This is a genomic window from Paractinoplanes abujensis, from assembly GCF_014204895.1.
Taxonomy (GTDB): Bacteria; Actinomycetota; Actinomycetes; order Mycobacteriales; family Micromonosporaceae; genus Actinoplanes; species Actinoplanes abujensis.
The window spans coordinates 2791439-2809375 of the sequence record NZ_JACHMF010000001.1 but is presented as its reverse complement, the minus strand read 5'-3'; the positions used below and the strand labels follow the sequence as shown (position 1 = coordinate 2809375).

At 71.4% G+C, this 17937-nt stretch carries 17 protein-coding genes; 9 read left to right on the top strand and 8 right to left on the bottom strand.

Features of this window, described 5'->3' with window-relative positions; all coding sequences use genetic code 11:
• Positions 1-10: 10 nt before the first annotated feature.
• Positions 11-2437 (top strand): tetratricopeptide repeat protein, encoded by a 2427-nt coding sequence (locus BKA14_RS12605; RefSeq protein ID WP_239093550.1) that lies wholly within the window; start codon positions 11-13, stop codon positions 2435-2437.
• Here BKA14_RS12605 and BKA14_RS12600 read toward each other — a convergent pair.
• On the bottom strand, positions 2434-2805 hold the full coding sequence (locus BKA14_RS12600; protein ID WP_184951106.1) for a hypothetical protein: 372 nt from the start codon (positions 2803-2805) through the stop codon (positions 2434-2436). The two genes, BKA14_RS12605 and BKA14_RS12600, sit on opposite strands and share 4 nt — an antisense overlap.
• Positions 2806-2933: 128 nt before the next feature.
• Here BKA14_RS12600 and BKA14_RS12595 point away from each other — a divergent pair, with 128 nt between their 5' ends.
• From BKA14_RS12595 to BKA14_RS12585, 3 genes are read left to right on the top strand one after another with little or no spacing between them, the layout of a single operon-like run.
• Positions 2934-3497, top strand: coding sequence for a hypothetical protein (locus BKA14_RS12595; RefSeq protein WP_184951105.1), 564 nt, complete (start codon positions 2934-2936; stop codon positions 3495-3497).
• Between the two features lie 24 nt (positions 3498-3521).
• A complete protein-coding gene (locus tag BKA14_RS12590; protein WP_184951104.1) occupies positions 3522-4037 on the top strand; it encodes a VanZ family protein in 516 nt (171 codons plus the stop codon).
• 36 nt (positions 4038-4073) lie between these two features.
• Positions 4074-7430: an NACHT domain-containing protein gene (locus BKA14_RS12585; RefSeq protein WP_438861883.1), complete on the top strand. Its 3357-nt coding sequence runs from the start codon at positions 4074-4076 to the stop codon at positions 7428-7430.
• On the opposite strand, the gene BKA14_RS12580 is transcribed toward BKA14_RS12585, so the two are convergent.
• Entirely contained in the window at positions 7427-8344 is a 918-nt protein-coding gene (locus BKA14_RS12580) for an aldo/keto reductase (RefSeq protein WP_184951102.1), read from the bottom strand. The genes BKA14_RS12585 and BKA14_RS12580 overlap by 4 nt on opposite strands.
• A gap of 267 nt (positions 8345-8611) precedes the next feature.
• Between BKA14_RS12580 and BKA14_RS12575 the strand changes: the two genes are divergently transcribed.
• Together BKA14_RS12575 and BKA14_RS12570 are read left to right on the top strand one after the other, a co-directional pair.
• Positions 8612-9295, top strand: a complete 684-nt coding sequence (locus tag BKA14_RS12575; protein ID WP_184951101.1) for a response regulator transcription factor — start codon at positions 8612-8614, stop codon at positions 9293-9295.
• Positions 9292-10629: a sensor histidine kinase gene (locus tag BKA14_RS12570; protein WP_184951100.1), complete on the top strand. Its 1338-nt coding sequence runs from the start codon at positions 9292-9294 to the stop codon at positions 10627-10629. Before BKA14_RS12575 ends, BKA14_RS12570 begins: the two co-directional genes overlap by 4 nt.
• Here BKA14_RS12570 and BKA14_RS12565 read toward each other — a convergent pair.
• Positions 10576-10935 (bottom strand): STAS domain-containing protein, encoded by a 360-nt coding sequence (locus BKA14_RS12565; RefSeq protein ID WP_184951099.1) that lies wholly within the window; start codon positions 10933-10935, stop codon positions 10576-10578. The two genes, BKA14_RS12570 and BKA14_RS12565, sit on opposite strands and share 54 nt — an antisense overlap.
• Positions 10932-11228: a GlsB/YeaQ/YmgE family stress response membrane protein gene (locus BKA14_RS12560; RefSeq protein WP_184951098.1), complete on the bottom strand. Its 297-nt coding sequence runs from the start codon at positions 11226-11228 to the stop codon at positions 10932-10934. The genes BKA14_RS12565 and BKA14_RS12560 overlap by 4 nt, the downstream gene beginning before the upstream one ends.
• A gap of 137 nt (positions 11229-11365) precedes the next feature.
• Between BKA14_RS12560 and BKA14_RS12555 the strand changes: the two genes are divergently transcribed.
• Entirely contained in the window at positions 11366-11923 is a 558-nt protein-coding gene (locus tag BKA14_RS12555; protein WP_239093552.1) for a GerMN domain-containing protein, read from the top strand.
• Here BKA14_RS12555 and BKA14_RS12550 read toward each other — a convergent pair.
• On the bottom strand, positions 11920-12414 hold the full coding sequence (locus tag BKA14_RS12550; protein ID WP_184951096.1) for a hypothetical protein: 495 nt from the start codon (positions 12412-12414) through the stop codon (positions 11920-11922). The genes BKA14_RS12555 and BKA14_RS12550 overlap by 4 nt on opposite strands.
• 106 nt (positions 12415-12520) lie before the next feature.
• Here BKA14_RS12550 and BKA14_RS12545 point away from each other — a divergent pair, with 106 nt between their 5' ends.
• Complete coding sequence (locus tag BKA14_RS12545) at positions 12521-14167, top strand: aminotransferase class V-fold PLP-dependent enzyme (protein ID WP_184951095.1); 1647 nt, start codon at positions 12521-12523, stop codon at positions 14165-14167.
• Between the two features lie 85 nt (positions 14168-14252).
• Positions 14253-15161, top strand: coding sequence for a dioxygenase family protein (locus BKA14_RS12540; RefSeq protein WP_239093554.1), 909 nt, complete (start codon positions 14253-14255; stop codon positions 15159-15161).
• Between the two features lie 3 nt (positions 15162-15164).
• On the opposite strand, the gene BKA14_RS12535 is transcribed toward BKA14_RS12540, so the two are convergent.
• The 3 genes from BKA14_RS12535 to BKA14_RS12525 all read right to left on the bottom strand — a co-directional run bounded on the left by BKA14_RS12535 (position 15165) and on the right by BKA14_RS12525 (position 17901).
• Entirely contained in the window at positions 15165-15728 is a 564-nt protein-coding gene (locus tag BKA14_RS12535) for a hemerythrin domain-containing protein (protein ID WP_184951094.1), read from the bottom strand.
• Between the two features lie 69 nt (positions 15729-15797).
• The gene (locus BKA14_RS12530; RefSeq protein WP_184951093.1) at positions 15798-16490 is read right to left on the bottom strand and encodes a type 1 glutamine amidotransferase; all 693 of its coding nucleotides are present in this window, start codon (positions 16488-16490) and stop codon (positions 15798-15800) included.
• A gap of 37 nt (positions 16491-16527) precedes the next feature.
• Positions 16528-17901 (bottom strand): glutamine synthetase family protein, encoded by a 1374-nt coding sequence (locus tag BKA14_RS12525; protein ID WP_239093556.1) that lies wholly within the window; start codon positions 17899-17901, stop codon positions 16528-16530.
• Between the last annotated feature and the right edge of the window lie 36 nt (positions 17902-17937).

Sequence of the window (17937 nt, the reverse complement as noted above, 5' to 3'; positions counted from 1 at the left end):
CGATGCGGCTGTGCCCGATCCGAGCGGCGCACGCGACCTTGACGACCTGGCCGCGGCGTTGCGGGCGTTGAAGGTGAGCGCGGGTAATCCGTCGTTCGACGAGATCACCAAGCGGGTCAACGCGGCCTGGACGGCCGCCGGGCGGCCGCCCGGGGAGCTGGCCCGGCGCGGAACCGTGGTGGACTGCTTCCACGACGGGCGCCGCCGCGTCAACAACGACCTCGTGCTGGCCGTGGTGCGGGCCCTGCACGACGACGCGGGATACGTGGCGCAGTGGCACCAGGTGCTCGGGGTGGTGCTGGCCGAGGTGGCCGCCGCGGGTCAGGTGCGCTGCCGGGACCATCTGCCGGACGACCTGACCGGGTTCACCGGGCGGGCCGGCGAGCTGGCCCGGCTGCGGGAGACGCTTGAGCCTCGCCGCGGGGCGGCGGTGGTCGTGACGATCGAGGGGATGGCCGGGGTCGGCAAGACGCGGCTGGCCGTGCACGCCGGGCATCTTCTGCACACCGAGCGGCCGTTCGATCAGGTGTTCTTCGCCGATCTGCGCGGCTTCCACCCCGATCCGGCGCAGCCACCGGTCGACCCGTCGGCGGTCCTCGACGGGTTCCTCCGGTTGCTGGCCGTTCCTGCGCAGCGCATCCCGTACGAGCGTGAGGCGAGGACGGCCCTGTTCCGCGCGCGGCTGGCCGGGCGGCGGGCCCTGGTCGTGCTGGACAACGCCGTCGATCTCGATCAAGTGGGGTCGCTGCTCCCGGCCGGTTCGGACACGACGACGCTGATCACCAGCCGGCGCCGGATCGCCGTGCCGGCCGCCGTCCACCTGACTCTGGGGTCGTACAGCACGGAAGAAGCCGTCGCGTATCTGACCCGGGCCGCCCCCGACGTGCCGGCCGGCCCCGACCCGCAGGCAGCCGCCCGGATCGCCGAGCGGTGCGGTCTGCTGCCGCTAGCCCTCGCGTTGGTCGCCGGGCATGTCCGCACGGCCACCGGCGCCTGGACCTTGACCGATCACGCCGACCGGCTCGATCGCCAGCACGCGGGGCAGCGCATGAACGCCGGTCTGGAAGTGGCGTTCGACCTGTCCTACCAGGATCTTCCCGAGCAGCAGCGCAGCCTGCTCCGGCGGTGCGCGCTGCATCCGGGTGCGGAGTTCGACGCCCATGCCGCGGCGGCGCTGCTCGACACCACTCCCGGCGCAGCGTCCGGCCTGCTCGAGGCGCTGCACGCCGAACACCTGGTCGTGCCGGCCGGTGGCGGCCGATACACACTGCACGACCTGGTCCGCACCTTCGCGGCGAACCAGGCTGAGGACGAGGAACCGCCGTCGGTCCTGCGGGCCGCGTCCGACCGGTTGGGTGACTACTACCTGGCTGCGGCGTCAACCGCCATGGACGCGCTGCACCCGGCGTACGCGGAGCTGCGTCCGCGGGTTGACGTGCCGGGTGTCCACGTGCCCGACGTGTCCGGTGCGGACACCGCGCTGGCCTGGCTCGACGCCGAGCGTCCGGCCCTGGTGGCGCTGGCCGCGCACGCCGTGGCGGCCGGCCGCCTGACGTACGTGACAGAACTGGCCGGCACGCTGGCGCGCTACCTCAACACGCACCCGGATGACGGCCTCACCGTGCACCGGCACGCCCTGCGTGCCGCCCAGCGCATGAACGACCTCGCCGGGCAGGCCGAGGCATTGGCCAACCTGGGCAACTTCCTCGGTCAGCTCGGCCGGTACCGGTCCGCGGGCGAACATCTGCAGCGGGCCCTGACAGTCTTCCGGCGGGCCGGCGACCCCCGAGGCGAAGGCCGCGCGCTGGCGAATCTCGGCGTCGTCGAGTCCCGGCTCGGCAACTACGAGAGGGCGATGGAGCGTTTCGTCGAGGCCTTGGCCCTCTACCGCCGCATCGGCTACCAGCTGGGCGAGGCCGCCATGCTGAACAACATCGGCGACACGGAGATCCAACTCGGCCGGTACGACGATGCGGAAGCCCACCTGACGGCGGCTCTTGAGCACCATCATCGGCTGGCCGATTCCGAGGGCATCGCCTGGGTGCGAGAGACCATGGCGATGCTGCACACGCGCCGCGGCTGCCCTCAGCGCGCCCTGGGGGAGCACGAGCAGGCCCTCATCCTCTTCCGGCGCGCCGGTGACCGGCAAGGTGAGGCGTGGGCGCTCAACGGCATGGGCGAGATCGCCACCGACCGGCAACCCCACGAGGCGGTGGACCGGCACGTGTCCGCGCTCGCCGCGGCGACCGAGATCGGTGACGTGGACCAGCAGGCCCGAGCTCAGGCGGGGCTCGGCCACGCCTACCGAACCCTCGGCGACGCCCCGGCGGCCCGGCGGCACCTGCAGCTCGCGGTCACGCTGTACACCGAGCTCGGTGCCCCGGAAGCCGGCGCGGTCCAGGAGCAACTCGCCGCCCTGGCGCCCGCGCGGAATTAGTAGATCCGCTTGTAGTCGCCGCAGGTCCACAGGCGAATGCCGCCACCCTTGCATTCCTTGACTTCCAGATGGGCCGCCTTGGTGGAGCTCAGGTCGACCGGGACGCTCTTTCCCACGCCCTTCTTGTTCGTGATGGCGTGGGCGCAGCACTCACCGCTGAAACGCACGATGATCTTGACCGCTTTGTCGTCGCCGGCGGTGTCCTTCACATTGCCGTAGAAATGCACACTGTTGCCGGTCCGGCTGTACTGCCCCTTGGCTTCGACGCCGCTGAGGCCCGAACTCACCCACGAAGGCCGGGCCGCCTGCGCGACACCCGGCAGCATCCCCACGGCGATCGTGGTCATCGCCACCGTGACTGCCAGCACTCTCTTCATTGTTCCCCCCGGTTCCCGGTTGTCGGCTGTCGACATCACTCTCTGCCGCCCGCCCACCCCGCGAGACGTTCCCAAACGATCCCGTACGACAGTTGCGGGTGGCAGTAATGATGTGCGGCATGAGACGCATATTGATCGCAATGATTTCGACGGTGGTGGCCCTGCTGGCCGCCACCGGACCGGCCGTGGCGGGCCCCCGGGGGATCCCCGACCGGTTCATGCTGCAACCGGCCGAGCTGGGCGGCGCGGTGCCGGGCCCCGTCGAGGCGGGCTTGGCGTGGTCGCTGCTGCCCCAGCCCTGCGCGGACCGGCCGATCCCGCGGCCGGTGGCGAGCCGGGCCCAGGCCGCCGACTACGACACCCGGTACCGCGTCTACCAGAACGTGACCCGCTTCCGGGGTGACGGCGCCCAGCGGTACCTCGCCGACCTGAAGGCCCAGCTGACCGACTGCGGTGCCGGCGGCGGCGACAACGGTTACGACCCGGTCGCCGAGGACCACCTCGGACCGGACACGGTGCTGTTCACCGGCAACTACGACCAGGGCGACCGCTGGGTCGCCTACGTGGCGGCGGCGGTGGGCCGCCACGTCGTGGTCATCATGGTCGCCGACTCCCGCCTCGGGGCCGGCGATCCGACCCTGGCCAACGGGCTCGCCCAGAGCGCCATGAACCGTCTCCGCTAGTCACCGTCCCTTAAGCTCGGCGTCATGCTGGACGCGGGGATCATCGGGAACGTCGTCGCCCAGCCCGGACTGCTGGCCGTCCTGGGCCTCACCGTCCTGCTCGCCTGGCCACTCGGCCGCCTGCTCGGCCGGGGCCCGTTCGGCACCGCGCTCATCGTCCTGGTGGGCGCGGTGCTGGCCGCAACCACGACGACGCGGACGCCGTACTACTCGCTCGACGGCATCGAGGTGTATCTGCGGGCCTTCGCCCACCCGGCCGACCTGCTGCACGGCTTCGCGAGCAGCCCCGAGAAACTGGCCAACATCGGCCTGTTCGCCCCACCCGCCACCCTCGCGGCGCTGCTGTGGCGACGTCCGGCCCTGATCGTGACCGCGGCCGCTTCGCTCAGCTTCCTGATCGAGGCCTGGCAGGCCTTCATCGGCCGCGGTGGCGATCCCGTCGACGTCGTCCACAACACAGCCGGCGCCCTGCTCGGCGCCTGCGCCGGCGTCGCCCTGCTCACCTTCCGCAACAGGCGGACCTTGGCGCCGATCGAGTGAAGACCTCCCAGGCGTCCGCGTCGATGTCGCTACCTTGTGGGGGTGGCCCGAACCAGAGTGTCGTATGTGGAAGCCGTCCGCCTCCTGCTCGGCGGGGCCGACGCCGTGACGATCGCCGGACGTGCCGGGGGAGGGCTGCTCCTGGCCGCCGCCCCGTTCGCCCCCGACGCGGTGCTCGGCCTCTTCGACGCCAAAGGTGAGGCCAACAACCTCCTGCGTGACCTGGTGGGCCGGGCGCCGGCCCGGATCCGCGCCGAACGCGGCAAGAGTCACCTCCAGCTGCTGGAATCTGCGCACGGGCTGCTCGTCCTCTCATCCTTCTTCGACGCGCTCGCCGAGAAGCACGGTGATCGCTTCGCCGCCTTGGAGCTGACCGACGACGAGAAACGCCGCATCGGCGACACGGTCGGGCTGCGCGCCCAGCTCCGCGAGGGCCAGGTCGCACCCATGCCCGGCGCGACCCGCGGCTTCGCCGAGAACGTGCCCGAAGTCGAGGCCTCCATGCGGGGGCTGGCCAAGGCTTTCGGCGGCTTCGTCTCGCAGCTCGCCGCCGGACGGGGCATGGAGGGCCTCGAGGCCAGCGCCGTGGACCGAGCTCTCGAGATCTACCGCGAGCGGTACACGCGCCTGGCGGCAGACGTTCCGGAGTTCGCCATCTGGAGCCAGCTCGACGAACACGCGGCGACCCGGGCGGAGATCCGGGACCAGAACCAGACGCTCGCCGACCTGTCCGAGACGCTGCGGCGCGTCGTGGACGCGCCGACACCGGCCACCGAGGCGGAACAGCGGCTCGCCAACCACGCGGCCGAAGTGCTCCGGCGGCCCATTTGGCAGGCGGAGAGCAGGGACATCACCTTCCCGACCGTCGAGCAGGGCTTCGTCAGCCCCCGATTCCGGCTGGCCGTTGTCGACGACAAATCCCAGCCGGCCGACGAGCAGTGGTGGGAGTCGCAGGAAGAACACGAGGACCTGGCCGGGTTCCTGACCGGCTATCTCACCGACCCGGCGAGCACCGAGCGGCCGCTGGTCATCCTGGGCAACCCGGGCGCCGGGAAATCGTTGCTCACCAAGGTGCTGGCTGCCCGTCTGCCGGCGGAAGTGTTCACCACGTTCCGCGTGCCGCTGCGGGCGGTCGACCCGGACGCCGACATCCATCAGCAGGTCGAAGCGGCAGCCGAGGAACTCATCCACGAACGGTTGCCGTGGGCCGACCTCTGCCGGGCCTCGGACACGACGAAGGTGGTAATGCTCGACGGTTTCGACGAACTGATCCAGGCCACCGGCGTCACCCAGTCCAACTACCTGCACCACACGGCCCGGTTCCAGCAACAGGAGTGGATCAACGGCCGCTCCGTCGCCGTGGTCGTCACCTCCCGCACCCTCGTCATGGACCGCACGGCGGTTCCTGACGGCACCCTGGTCATCAAGCTGGACCCGTTCGACGACAGGCAGATCGAGCACTGGGTCGAGGTCTGGAACGCCGCCAACGAGAGCCGGCCGACCGTGCGGCCGCTGACCGTCGAGGAACTGGAAGGTCACTCCGAGCTGGCCGAGCAGCCCCTGTTGTTGCTGATGCTGGCCATCTATGCCGCCTCCGGCGAGGCGCGGCTCGACGCCCAGCAACTGTCGACCGAGGACCTGTACGGACGGCTCCTGGACTCCTTCGTCCGCCGTCAGATCCGGGAAAAAGCCGAGGGCGAAGTGGATGAGGAGATCCTCGTCGCGCGCGAGACACAGAGCCGCCGCGACCTGGCGACCGTGGCCTTCGCGATGTTCAACCGGGGTCACCAATGGATCGGTGAGGCCGACCTGCAGGCGGATCTGCAAGCGCTGGAGCAGGGCGGTGGACCCGCCGGCACCGCCTCGAGCCGGTCGGTGACGTGGGCCCAGCGGACGATCACCAGTTTCTTCTTCGTCCACACCGCGCACACCGGCGACGAGACCCACGGGCCGGGACGCCGCACTTACGAATTCATGCACGCCACCTTCGGCGAATACCTCATCGCCGAGCAGACCGCCGCGCTGCTGGCCGACCTGGCGGAGGACTGGCGCCGGTCGCGCGGCCGGGCCTACGGATACACCCTGGACGACCGCGTCCTGCGGGCGCTCCTCTCGCACCAGCCACTGACGATTCGCGAGCAGATCATCCCCTTCGTGGGGGAGTTGATCGCCGACCTCGAACCCGGGGTGCGGCAGGACCTGCGCCACGCCTTGACCGCTCTGTATCGCGAGGCTCGCAGGACCGTTCAGGACGACCCGTATCGTCCGACGCCGTTCGACGCGGTCAGCCGTCTGGCGGCCTACACGGCAAATCTCGTATTGCTGGCCGTGCTTGTCGCGCGGCCGGACGGTCTGACTGTGACTGAATTGTCGGAGCCGGCAGATTCGCCCAACCTGGAGTCGACGGTCAAGCTGTGGCGGGCCGGCTTGGATGCGGAGGCGCAGCGCAGCCTTTTCGGGTGCCTTGTGCGCGACGACGATCGCTTCCGGGTGATGATCGGTAGCGAGCACGACTCGATCACCTTGTCGGAGGCACGACTGATCAGGGACCGTGGACAGGAAGTGGTGCAGATCACCGGAGAAATGCTCTCCCCTGCTTCCTATCCGAGCCAGGCCGCATCTGAATTCCAGATTGCATTTCACCGGGGCGTTCTCGGTATCATGGCGGCGAGATGGTCGACGCCATTGCTCGAACGTCTTATGCCTTATGACGAAAATTTGTATGTCAAGCTGGCCGAACTCATTGAGGGCGCAGGCGAGAACGCCCTGGTGGACAGCGCTTTTCTGCTGGTGCGCCTGCTGGTCGACGATGATTTACGGATCCCGGACAGCCTGCTTCACCGCCTCGTGGAGGCGGTCTTCGTCCCTGAATTGATCCCTCTCATGCAACCTCATATATCGGCTTTGGCCCTCCGCCGACCGGAGTTGCTCCGCCGGCAACCCGCGCTGCTGGAAGGCGCGAAAAACTGGGACCGGCCTGAATTCCTGTACGAGCTCGCTCGGTCCGCGCGCTCGGCGAATTCGCCCGACGTCGACAGCTTGCTCACCGTCCTGGCTGAACGGGTGACTGATGAGGAAGCCCCCAGCATCCTCGCGGTGGCGTCCATGGTGCGGAACCAAACCTTCGCGCCGCGCCTGCTTGCCGCCGCTGTCAGGGACCTGCGGCGCTATGGATCGCTGGCCTGGGAGCAGCTGCGCCCTTCGGAGATGCTCACCGCGTTGGAGACCATGGGAGACGACGAAGCAACCCGTGTTGTGGTGGCGCTCCGGGAGTATGTGGATTGCCGGTCGGGTGATGCCTTCGGCGAGGCCGACGCCCAGGCATTCGAGGAGCTTCAGAGACGATTTTCAGTTCAGGACGGGTCGGACGCGCGCCAGTCCGAAGCCGTCTAGGACCACGTCAGGCCCGAGCGGGTCTTCCAGTACTGGTCGGGCGGCTCGGCCAGGGCGGTGAGGCGGTCCAGCTGGGCCGGCGACAGTAACAGCTGGGCGGCCCGCAGGTTGGAGGCCAGTTGGGCCGAGGTGGCGGCGCCGGACAGGACGACGGGGGAGAAGGGCTGGTGCAGGGCCGCGGCCAGGGCGACCGCGTCCGGGGGGTGCGGAAGCTCGGTGTTCACCGTGGCCAGGCGGCCGTTGGCCAGGGCCTCCTTGACGATGACGGTGAGGCCCGCGGCGTGGGCCTCGGTCAGGGCCGGGCCGGCGCTGGTCTCCAGCAGGTTCCAGGTCGACTGGACGCTGCGGAACAGCCGTACGCCGTCGACCTCGATCGCCAGGGCGGCGCGGATCGTGTCGGCCTGGTGGGGGCCGCTGGTGGAGAAGCCGACGGGCACGTCCAGCGCGGCCAGGCGGTGGTGCAGCGCGCGGTCGGTGAGGGCGGGGCTGTCGGGGGTGACCGAGTGGACCTGGTAGAGGCCCAGGTGGTTGCCCAGCAGAGAGCGGGTTTCGGAGATCTGGTGGTCGAAGGTGGCGACGCTGTGATCTTTGACCTCGTGCACGTCGGCGGTGACGGACCAGCCGGCGGTGTAGGTGTAGCCCCATTTGCTGCCCACGAGCGCGCCGGAACGGCCGGGCAGCCACGAGGCCAGGAACTCCTCGGCGCGGCCGTAGGAGCGGGCCACGTCGAAGTAGCGGACGCCGGCCGTCCACGCGTCGGTGAGCAGGGCGTGGGCGCGGGAACGCATGGCTTCGACGGAACGGTCGGCGGGCAGGTCGGCCGCGCGGCCCAGGTTGATGTAGCCGGGGCGGCCCACGGCGGCCAGGCCGAGACCGATGCGGGCCACGCCGGACAGGTCGGCGAAGGGTTCCATGAGTCCTATCCAAGCAGGCCACGCCGGGCGTGCGGGGCCGGAGAGGCCCTCGATGGCGGCCGACGGTCTCTCCGGCGTGGGGAGCCCGCGCCCCGCCCACCGAACCGGCGGGCCGGGCGCGGACCCTGTGGGGAGGGTTCGTTCCCGGCCACCATGCTGGTGCGGGCCGATGGCGAACGCCCTCCGGGGATGTGACGGTTGGATGACGAAAGCCGGGTTTGGCAGCACATCCGTGTCGTCCGGGGTCCGGCGCGGCATCATGCGGATATGAGTGCCGTGCTGCTGATCGAGGATGATGACCGGATCCGGCTTTCGCTGGCCATGGCCCTGGAGGACGAGGGCTATGTGACCCATGCCGTGGCCACCGCCGAGGAGGGGCTCGAGCTGCAGCGCCGGCAGCCCGCGGACGCCGTGCTGGTCGACCTGATGCTGCCCGGCATGGACGGCTTCGAGTGCATCCGGCAGTTGCGCCGCACCGACGACGTTCCGGTGATCGTGGTCAGCGCCCGCGACGACACGCACGACATCGTGGCCGGGCTCGAGGCGGGCGCCGACGACTACGTGGTCAAGCCGGTCGCCGTGAAGGAGCTCGCGGCGCGGCTGCGGGCGCTGCGCCGGCGGGGGCGGTCCGCGCAGGCCGCCACCCCGGCCATGACCGTGCTGACCTTCGGCGACCTGGAGATCCGGCCCGAGGCGGGCGAGGTGCGGCTGCACGGCGAGCCGGTCGCGGTCACCCGGACGGAGTTCCGGCTGCTGTGCGAGCTGGCCGAGCACCCCGGCCAGGTGCTCTCGCGCCAGCAGCTGCTGAGCCGGGTCTGGGAGTACGAGATCGGCGACGAGCGCCTGGTCGACGTGCACGTGGGCCGGCTCCGGCACAAGATCGAGGACAACACCGGACGGCCGCGGCACCTGGTGACCGTGCGCGGTCTGGGCTACAAGCTGCAGCCGTGAGACGGGCCGGCCTGCGGACCAGGGTCAGCGCGGCGTTCGCGATCGGCGCACTGGCCCTGTCGGCCGGTGTGACGTTCGTGTCGTACGAGCTGATCAGCAACACGCTGTTCCGGGAGCGCGAGCGGGCGGCGGTCCGGGTCACCTACTTCGACGCCACGGTGATCAACGCGGGTCTGGGCGGCAGCGAGCCCGAGGTGGGCAATCTGCTGGAGTCGCTGGACATCGGGGCCGACCGGTACGTGCTGCTGTTCCGGCAGGGCCAGTGGTATTCGCGCACGGCGGGCGCCTCGGCCGACTCCGCGGTGCCGGAGAAGCTGCAGGAGCTGGCCGCGACCGGTCAGGCCGGCGCCCAGCGCATCCGCCGCGACGGCGAGGCCGCCCTGGTGGTCGCCGTGCCGGTGCAGGGCGGGTCGGTGTTCTACGAGATCGTGTCACTGGGCGAGCTGGAACGCACCTTGAACCTGCTCGCGCTGGTGCTGACGGCCGTGGCCATCATGGTGTCGGCCGGGGGCGCGGCGGTCGGCTGGTACGTCACCCGGCACGCCCTGCGCCCGCTGGCGGCCGTGGCCGAGGCGGCCAGCGGCATCGCCGACGGCGACCTGGACACCCGGCTCGACCCCGACGCCGAACCCGAGCTGGCCCGGCTCGCCGCCTCCTTCAACCACATGGCCGACGAGTTGTCGCGGCGCCTGCGGCGCGACCGCCGGTTCGCCGCCGACGTCAGCCACGAGCTGCGCTCACCCCTGCAGACCCTGGCCGCCGCGGTCAGTGTGCTCAACCGGCGCCGTGACGGCCTGGACGAGCGCTCGGCGGCGGCCGTGGGGCTGATCGCCGACGAGGTCGCCCGGTTCCAGGCCCTGGTCGACGACCTGCTCGAACTGGCCCGCAGTGACCAGCCGGTGCACCGCGAGCCGGCCGACATCGGGCTGCTGGCGGGGCGGGTGCTGCGCGACCGGGGGTTGCCGGCCGACCTGATCGAGCTGGTGCCGGGCACACCGGTGGACTGGCACGTCGACCGCCGCCGGGTCGAGCAGGCGCTGGGCAACCTGGTCGACAACGCCGTGCGCTACGGGGGCGGGCCGGTGGCCGTCCGTGTCGGCCCCGGGTTCCTCGAGGTCGACGACGCCGGGCCGGGGGTGCCGGCCGAGTCCCGCTCGACGATCTTCGACCGGTTCGTGCGGGGGCCGGCCGCGAACTCGCGGGGCGGCGGCGACGGCACCGGGCTCGGGCTGGCCATCGTGGCCGAGCACGCGGCGGCCCATGACGGCCGGATCGTGTTGCTAGACCGGCCCGGCGGGGGCGCCCGTTTCCGCCTCGAGCTGCCGGACGAGTAGCGCCGCGTCGACGTCGGGGTAGAGGGGGAAGACCGGGTGCAGCTTCATCGTGTGCAGCACCGTCACCACGTACCGGGAGGGCGCCGCCAGGCTCAGGGTGCCCCCGCGGGCCTTGGCGTCGTTGTGCGCGCGCACCAGCACGCTCAGCCCGGACGAGTCGATCGTCGGGGCCGCGCTCATGTCGACGATCACGTGCCGATGATCGTGGACGGCCACGGCCAGGGCCTCCCGCAGCAGGTCGCCGGACTCGGCGACGAGATCGTGGGACGGGGTGACGACCGCGACGTCGTGACGGACGGCAATCATCGCAGACCTCCCTTGTGCGCGGGGGAGTGACGATCGGGGTGGGAACGGCGGTCGGCGGTGGCCACCACGGCGGCGACCGCGGCCGCGGCGAGGAACACCTGCAGGCCGAACTCGGTGAGGCTGAACCCGGCGGGCAGGTCGGCCGCGATCCGGGCGACGGTCGTGGCGAACACGGCCGCGCCGACCCCGGCCGCCGGGGGCAGCCAGAACGGCACCCCGCGCCGGACGACCCAGCCCGCGGCGCCCAGGGCGACGCCGACGGCGACGGCGGTGACCAGGCTGGTGACCGTCATACGGATTGTCCTCACACGGGGTTGCTCGACCGGAACACCCCCAACGGTGCGCCCGCGAGTTGTCGGAAAATCCCCGGCTATGTGACAGTTCTGTGACGGACGCCGGAGGACGCCGGGGCGCGGGGCATCATTCGATGATGCGCTGGGCACGGGTGATCACGGCGACGGCCGCTTTCCTGCTGGGCGGCTGCGGGGTCGACGCCCAGGACGAGCCGCACGCCGTCAGCCTGCCCCGGCACGCGCTGACCAGCCCCGGCCCCGGCACGGCGGAACCGGTCGGCGAGGTGGCCCAGGTGATCTGCCTGGTCCGCGACGACAAGCTGGTGCAGCAGGTGCGCCGCACCCAGGCCTACCCCACGCCCCAGGCCCAGCTGAACAGCCTGGTCACCGGGCCCACCGCGCGGGAACGCAACGCGGGGCTGAGCACCCGGTGGTCCGGGCTGGTGCTCAGCGCGCGGGGGATCACCGGTTCGGCGGCCACGGTGGAGGTGCCCGACGCCGACGAGGACAGCGCCCGCAGCGGCGAGTCGCTCGCGTTCGGACAGATCGTCTGCACCCTGACCGCCCGCCCGGACGTCGCCGAGGTGCGGTTCGTCCGCGACGGGCAACCGCTCGACGTGCCCCTGCCGGACGGCACCCTCACCGGCGCCGCCCTGCGCAGCAGCGACTACGACGACATCATGCAGCCCGGCTAGCGGGCGCTGGCGGTCCGGGCCACGATCATCTGCTTGGCGGTGAGGGCGTCGCCGGGTGTGCGGCGCGGCTGCCGGCGCAGACCGCCGGCCTTCGTCCGGGCCGCGGCCAGCTCGGTGGTGTCGATCTTCGGGGCCTGCTCGCCGAGCGCCGGCCGGGCCAGCGCCGGGTGCCGCTTCTCCCACTCCTGCCGCACCTTGGCCGGCAGGTGCAGATGACGCCAGATCCGGCGCAGCACACCCGGGTTGAGCAGGTCGTTGATCTCGCAGCAGTCGGCCGCCCGGCACAGCACGGTCTGATAGGCCTGGCGCTGCTGGGCGGGATCCTCCAGGTCGAGCAGGCGGCGGCTGCGATGCCCGGTGGCCATGTGCCGGGGCAGTTCGAGCACGCCGACGCTGTGGCCGTGCAGGTCGTCGAGGCTGTCGGGGACGCTGGGGGCCCGGTCGGAGGGGCCGCGCTGCTGGCGGCCGTCCCGGGCGGCGACGTACGGCATGAGCCCAGGCTAGGCTCGCCGGGGCGCCCCGGTCGCCGGGTCGGCCGGAGAGGTGACCTGGGTGCCAAAAGGCCTTCTGAGGTGCCACGAGTGCTGCGAGGGAAACATGGACACACCGATGCTGCGGCGGCTGCGCGAGGGCTCGATCGGCACGGGCGCGACGCTCGACGGGCCGTACGGTCCGCGCCGGGTCACCTACGCCGACCAGACCGCGTCGGGGCAGGCGCTCGACTTCATCGAGGACTACATCCGCCGTACGGTCCTGACCGGCTACGCGAACACGCACACCGAGGCCTCCTCGACCGGGGCCCAGACCGGCGCGCTGCGTGAACAGGCCCGCGCGATCATCCACCGGGCGGTCGGCGGCGGCCCCGACGACGTGGTGCTCTTCTGCGGCTCCGGGTCGACCATGGCCGTCAACAAGCTGGTCGCGCTGCTCGGCCTGCGTATCCCGGAGAAGCTCGACGAGCGGTACGCGCTGACCGACCGGATCCCGCCGGCCGCGCGCCCTGTCGTGTTCGTCGGGCCCTACGAGCACCACTCCAACGTGCTGCCCTGGCGCGAATCGGTCGCCGACGTGGTCGAGATCGGCAGCGACGAGCGCGGCCACCCCGATCTCGGCGACCTGCGCCGCGCCCTGGAGGCGTACGGGAAAAGGCCTTTGCTGATCGGCAGCTTCAGTGCGGCCTCCAATGTGACCGGACTGATCACCGACGTCGCCGCGATCTCGGCGCTGCTGCGGGAGCACGGCGCTCTGTCCGTCTGGGACTACGCGGCGGGCGGGCCCTACCTGCCGATCAGCATGGCCGGCAAGGACGCGATCTTCCTGTCGCCGCACAAGTTCCCCGGCGGGCCGCAGACCCCCGGCGTGCTGGTCGTCGGCAAGCACCTGCTGGCCACCCGGGTGCCCACGGTCCCGGGCGGCGGCACGGTGGCCTTCGTCGACCCTGACAGCCACCGCTACCTCGACGACCCGGTGGCGCGCGAGGAGGGCGGCACCCCGGCCATCGTGGAGTCGATCCGGGCCGGTCTGGTGTTCGGGGTCAAGCAGACGGTCGGGGCCGAGACGATCGCGGCCCAGGAGCACCGGCTGTGGCAGCGGGCGCGCGAGCGCTGGGCGGGGGAGCCGCGCATCGAGATCCTGGGCGACCTCGAAAGCGACCGGCTGCCGATCGTGTCGTTCCAGATCCGGGCAGGCGAGCACTACCTGCATCACAACTTCGTGGTCGCGCTGCTCAACGACCTGTTCGGCATCCAGGCGCGCGGTGGCTGCTCCTGCGCCGGTCCGTACGGGCATCGCCTGCTCGGCATCGGGCCCGAGCTCTCGCGCCGGTTCTCCAGCGAGATCGAGGCCGGCTGGGAGGGCATCAAACCGGGCTGGTCCCGGCTCAACTTCGCGTATTTCCTCTCCGACGCGGTTGCCGACTACTTGACGTCGGCGGTGTCCCTCATCGCCGCCGGTGGCGCGCGCCTGCTCACCGACTACCGCTTCAACCCGATGACGGGCCAGTGGCGGCACCTGGCGGCCAAGGAGGCCCAGCCGTCCCTGGCCGACCTGCAGCTGGGCCACGACGGCACGGTCACCCAGCCCGGCGGCCCGGCCACGGTGGGGGAGGAGGCCCTGCCCGGCTACCTGGACCGTGCCCGCGAGCTGATGGCCTCGCGCCCCGAACCGGCCGACGGAGGCGCGCTGCTCCCCGAGAACTTCGAGAAGCTGCGCTGGTTCCTGCTCCCGTCCGAGTGCCTGAGCTAGTGCCGCCCCGACGATTTAGTTGACGAAACAAGTTTCCGGCGTACTCTAGGGAGAGCTTTAGGCTTCAACCTTTCTAGGAGCTCCCATGATCAGCACGACCTCGGCGGCCGACGCCCGGATCCCGGCCGCGCACCCGTTCGCGGCGCACGTTCGACGGGCGGTCGCGGCCGAGGCGGCCGACCCGCACCGCGAGTGGACCCCCGAGGACGGGGCGATGCCCAGCCTCTACGTCAGCCACGGCGGTGGCCCCATGCCGTTCGAGAGCCCCGAGTGGCTCAACCCGCTGCGCCGCTGGGCCCGGTCGCTGCCCAAGCCCAAGGCCATCCTCGTGGTCAGCGCGCACTGGGAGTCGGCCCCGCTGTCGGTCAGCGCCGCCCGCCCCGCCGAGCTGGTCTACGACTTCGGCGGCTTCAACCCGATCTACTACGACTTCCGCTACGACACCCCCGACGCGGGAGCGCTGGCCGCGCAGGTCATCGCGATGATGCCCGACCGCGAGCAGGTGCACGACCACAACAGCCGCGGCCTCGACCACGGCGCCTGGGTCCCCCTGAAGATCATGTACCCGCTCGCCGACGTCCCCGTGCTGCAGCTCAGCCTGCCCACCGAGAACCCCGACGAGCTGCTCGCCCTGGGCACCCGGCTGCGGCCCCTGCGCGACCAGGGCGTGCTGGTCATCGGCTCCGGCCACATGACGCACGGCCTGCCGTTCCTGACCCGCGAGATGTTCACCGAGAACAAGGTGCCCGGCTGGTCGGCCGACTTCGACGCGTGGGCCGCCGACGCCCTCGACCGCGGCGACGTGGCCGAACTGGCCCGCTTCCGCAGCGCCGCCCCGGGCATGCCGTTCTCGCACCCGACGGTGGAACACTTCACGCCCCTGTTCGTCACGCTGGGCGCGGCCACCGACCCGACCGCCCCGGTCATCACGAAGCTCGAGGCTACTCGGTCGGGCTGTCCCGCCGATCCTTTCAGGCGGCCTGAGCCGGAGTGACCGCTACTTCGTGGCGCGGCCGGTCAGCTTGTCGCGGAGCCGGTCGACCAGGCCGACGCCGGGGCCGACCAGCTTGTGGAAGAGCTCGCTGTTGGGCGCGCCCGGGTGGGGACGGGTCGGGGCCAGCCGCTTGGCCGTCTCGACCTTGCCCGCCAGCTCGACCATTTCCTCGCGCGGGATGTGCTTGCGCAGCTCGGGGAACTGGTCGGACTCCTCGTCCTGCACGTGGTCGGCCAGGACAGCCTCGAGCTCGCGCAGGGCCTCCTCGAAGGACGGACTCGACACCTCGGCGTTCTCGAGGCGCTTCATCAGCTCCTCCAGCTCCTTGTGCTCCTTGATGTCGTGCTCGACCGACTTCTCGCCGTCGGGCAGATGCTTGCGCATGGCGGGATAGACGTACATCTCCTCGGCCACCGCGTGCCGCACCAGCTCGCTGATGGCGGTGTCCATGAGATCGCGCCGGATCATCGGATCGGTGATCGTCCAGATCTCGCCGATCAGGGCGGTGACGTCGCGGTGGTCGGCGGTCAGGATGTCGACGACATCGGGTTCGGTGGCGCTGGTCATGACGGGCTCCTCGGGTGCATCGACACTGGCGGCGGGCCGGATACCCGGGGCCGGGCGATCTATGCGCCGTCAGTTCGCGACGTGCTCCAGAAACGCGTCGACCAGGGCCCGGGCTCGTTCGGCGGCCACGCCGCTCTGACCGCGGGTCTGCGCCAGCAACGCCTCGGGGTCGTGGCCGCGGGCCCGGGCGTCGGTGCCGGCGCCCTGAGCCAGCCAGCCCTGCAGCATGGCCGGGGTCAGTTCCGGGTGGAACTGCAGGGCCAGGTTGCGGCGCAGCACGAAGGCCTGTGACGCGGACGGGCTGCGGGCCACCTCGACCGCGCCCGGCGGCAGGGTCCAGCGGTCGTAGTGCCACTCGAACCAGGGGCCGGCCGGGATGAACGCGTCGGTCTCCAGCGTCGTCCAGCCGATCTCGGGCAGCGGGGAACGGGCCACCGCGCCGCCGTGGGCCGTGGCCAGGAGCTGGCCGCCGAAGCAGATGCCGAGCACGGGCACCCCGGCCGCGTCGGCCCGGCGCAGCTCCTCCAGCTCGGGTGTCACCCAGCTGCCGACCACGGAGTCGTACGTGGACCAGGGCGCACCCATCGCCACGACCGCGTCGAAGTCGGCGAACGGCGGGAACCGGCCGATCACGCCGGGGGAGTCGAACCGGGACGCGGGGACGACCGAGTGGTGGACGATCTCGTAGCCGTGCTCGGCGAAGCGGGCCGCCACCGGGCCGAGCGGGGAGACGTGGTCGTGCTGGACGACGAGCAATTTCACGGCGATGACTGTAGCTCGATCGTTCGGATCCAAACAGTCACTGATGCTGTGCGTACTCGCGGAACTCCCAATCGGTCACCCACCGGGAGAAACGCTCGAGCTCGTCGCGTTTGTAAGCCAGGAAAGCGGCCACGAAACGGGGCCCGAGCAGCTCCGTCAGCTCGGTGTCGGCCTCCAGCGCGGACAGCGCCGAACCCAGGTCACCCGGCAGGCGGGCCGCCTTCGTGACGTCGTAGCCGTAACCCTCGAGCTTGGCCGGCGGCTCCAGTTTGTCGCGCAGGCCCAGCGCGGCCGCGGCCAGCACTGCGGCGATTCCCACGTACGGGTTGGCCGACGCGTCGCCGAGGCGCAGCTCCAGCCGGGCGCCCCGCCCCCGCTCGGGCGGAATGCGCACGAGGGCACTGCGGTTGTCCAGCCCCCAGTCGATCAGCCAGGGCGCCAGCGTGCCCGGGCCGAACCGCTTGTACGAGGTGATCGTCGGGCTGAGCAGCGCGGCCAGCGCGGGCGCGTGAGCCAGCAGGCCCGCCACCGCCGACCGCGCGACCCCGGACAGCCCGTCCTCACCGGCCGGGTCGTCGAACAGCGCCTCCCCGCCGGGCGACCAGCACGAGAAGTGCACGTGGAAACCGGAGCCGCCCTCGTCATTGAACGGCTTCGCCATGAACGTGGCCCGCTTGCCGTCGCGCCGGGCCAGTTCCTGCACGGCCGTACGGAACCGGAACGTGCGGTCGGCCGCGTCCAGGGCGTCGGAGTGCCAGAGGTTGATCTCGAACTGGCCCGACGCGAACTCGTGGTTGGCCGACACCACTTCCAACCCGTACGCGTCGAGCTGGCGCAGCCAGTCGATCAGCAGGTTGTCCGGGTCGCCCCGGTAGCCGGCCGTGTAGACGTGGCCCGGGCCCTCGCCGTACCGCCGCCAGCCGCCCGGCGACTGCTCCAGCACGAAGAACTCGAGTTCGGGCCCCACCATCGGGCGCATCCCCAGCGTCGCGAACTCGTCGGCGACCCGCCGCAGCACGTGCCGCGGACTCTCCTCGCCAGGGCCGCCGCCGGGATCGGCGAGGTCGGCGATCATGTGCGCGGCGCCCGGTTCCCACGGGATCTCCCGTACGGTGGCCAGGTCGGGGATCGCCAGCATGTCCGGCAGCCCGGCGGACAGGCCGCCCTCGATGTCGACGACGTCGCCCAGCGGGGACGTGCCGTGGACCGACCGGCAGAACGCCACACCGTCGCCCGCCGTGCGCGCGAAATGCCGTACGAGAAGGTCTTTGCCTCTCTCGGCGCCGACGAGGTCGCTGTAACCGAGGCGCACCACGTCGATCTGCCGGGCCTGGAGCCGGGCCTGGGCCTCCTGCAAAGCCTGCGCGTCGACGGCCGGCATGGTTCGCTCCTCGATGGACGGCTGGGTCACGCCGATGGTAAGCAACCGGCAACAGGGGGCTCGTAC

What these genes read in the sequence shown, in the direction of transcription:
- BKA14_RS12560 (WP_184951098.1), bottom strand. Translation starts at nt 11,228, where the DNA reads ATGACGGTCACCAGCCTGGTCACCGCCGTCGCCGTCGGCGTCGCCCTG.
- BKA14_RS12565 (WP_184951099.1), bottom strand. Translation starts at nt 10,935, where the DNA reads ATGATTGCCGTCCGTCACGACGTCGCGGTCGTCACCCCGTCCCACGAT.
- BKA14_RS12550 (WP_184951096.1), bottom strand. Translation starts at nt 12,414, where the DNA reads ATGCCGTACGTCGCCGCCCGGGACGGCCGCCAGCAGCGCGGCCCCTCC.
- BKA14_RS12575 (WP_184951101.1), top strand. Translation starts at nt 8,612, where the DNA reads ATGAGTGCCGTGCTGCTGATCGAGGATGATGACCGGATCCGGCTTTCG.
- BKA14_RS12545 (WP_184951095.1), top strand. Translation starts at nt 12,521, where the DNA reads ATGGACACACCGATGCTGCGGCGGCTGCGCGAGGGCTCGATCGGCACG.
- BKA14_RS12535 (WP_184951094.1), bottom strand. Translation starts at nt 15,728, where the DNA reads ATGACCAGCGCCACCGAACCCGATGTCGTCGACATCCTGACCGCCGAC.
- BKA14_RS12590 (WP_184951104.1), top strand. Translation starts at nt 3,522, where the DNA reads ATGCTGGACGCGGGGATCATCGGGAACGTCGTCGCCCAGCCCGGACTG.
- BKA14_RS12580 (WP_184951102.1), bottom strand. Translation starts at nt 8,344, where the DNA reads ATGGAACCCTTCGCCGACCTGTCCGGCGTGGCCCGCATCGGTCTCGGC.
- BKA14_RS12540 (WP_239093554.1), top strand. Translation starts at nt 14,253, where the DNA reads ATGATCAGCACGACCTCGGCGGCCGACGCCCGGATCCCGGCCGCGCAC.
- BKA14_RS12595 (WP_184951105.1), top strand. Translation starts at nt 2,934, where the DNA reads ATGAGACGCATATTGATCGCAATGATTTCGACGGTGGTGGCCCTGCTG.
- BKA14_RS12555 (WP_239093552.1), top strand. Translation starts at nt 11,366, where the DNA reads ATGCGCTGGGCACGGGTGATCACGGCGACGGCCGCTTTCCTGCTGGGC.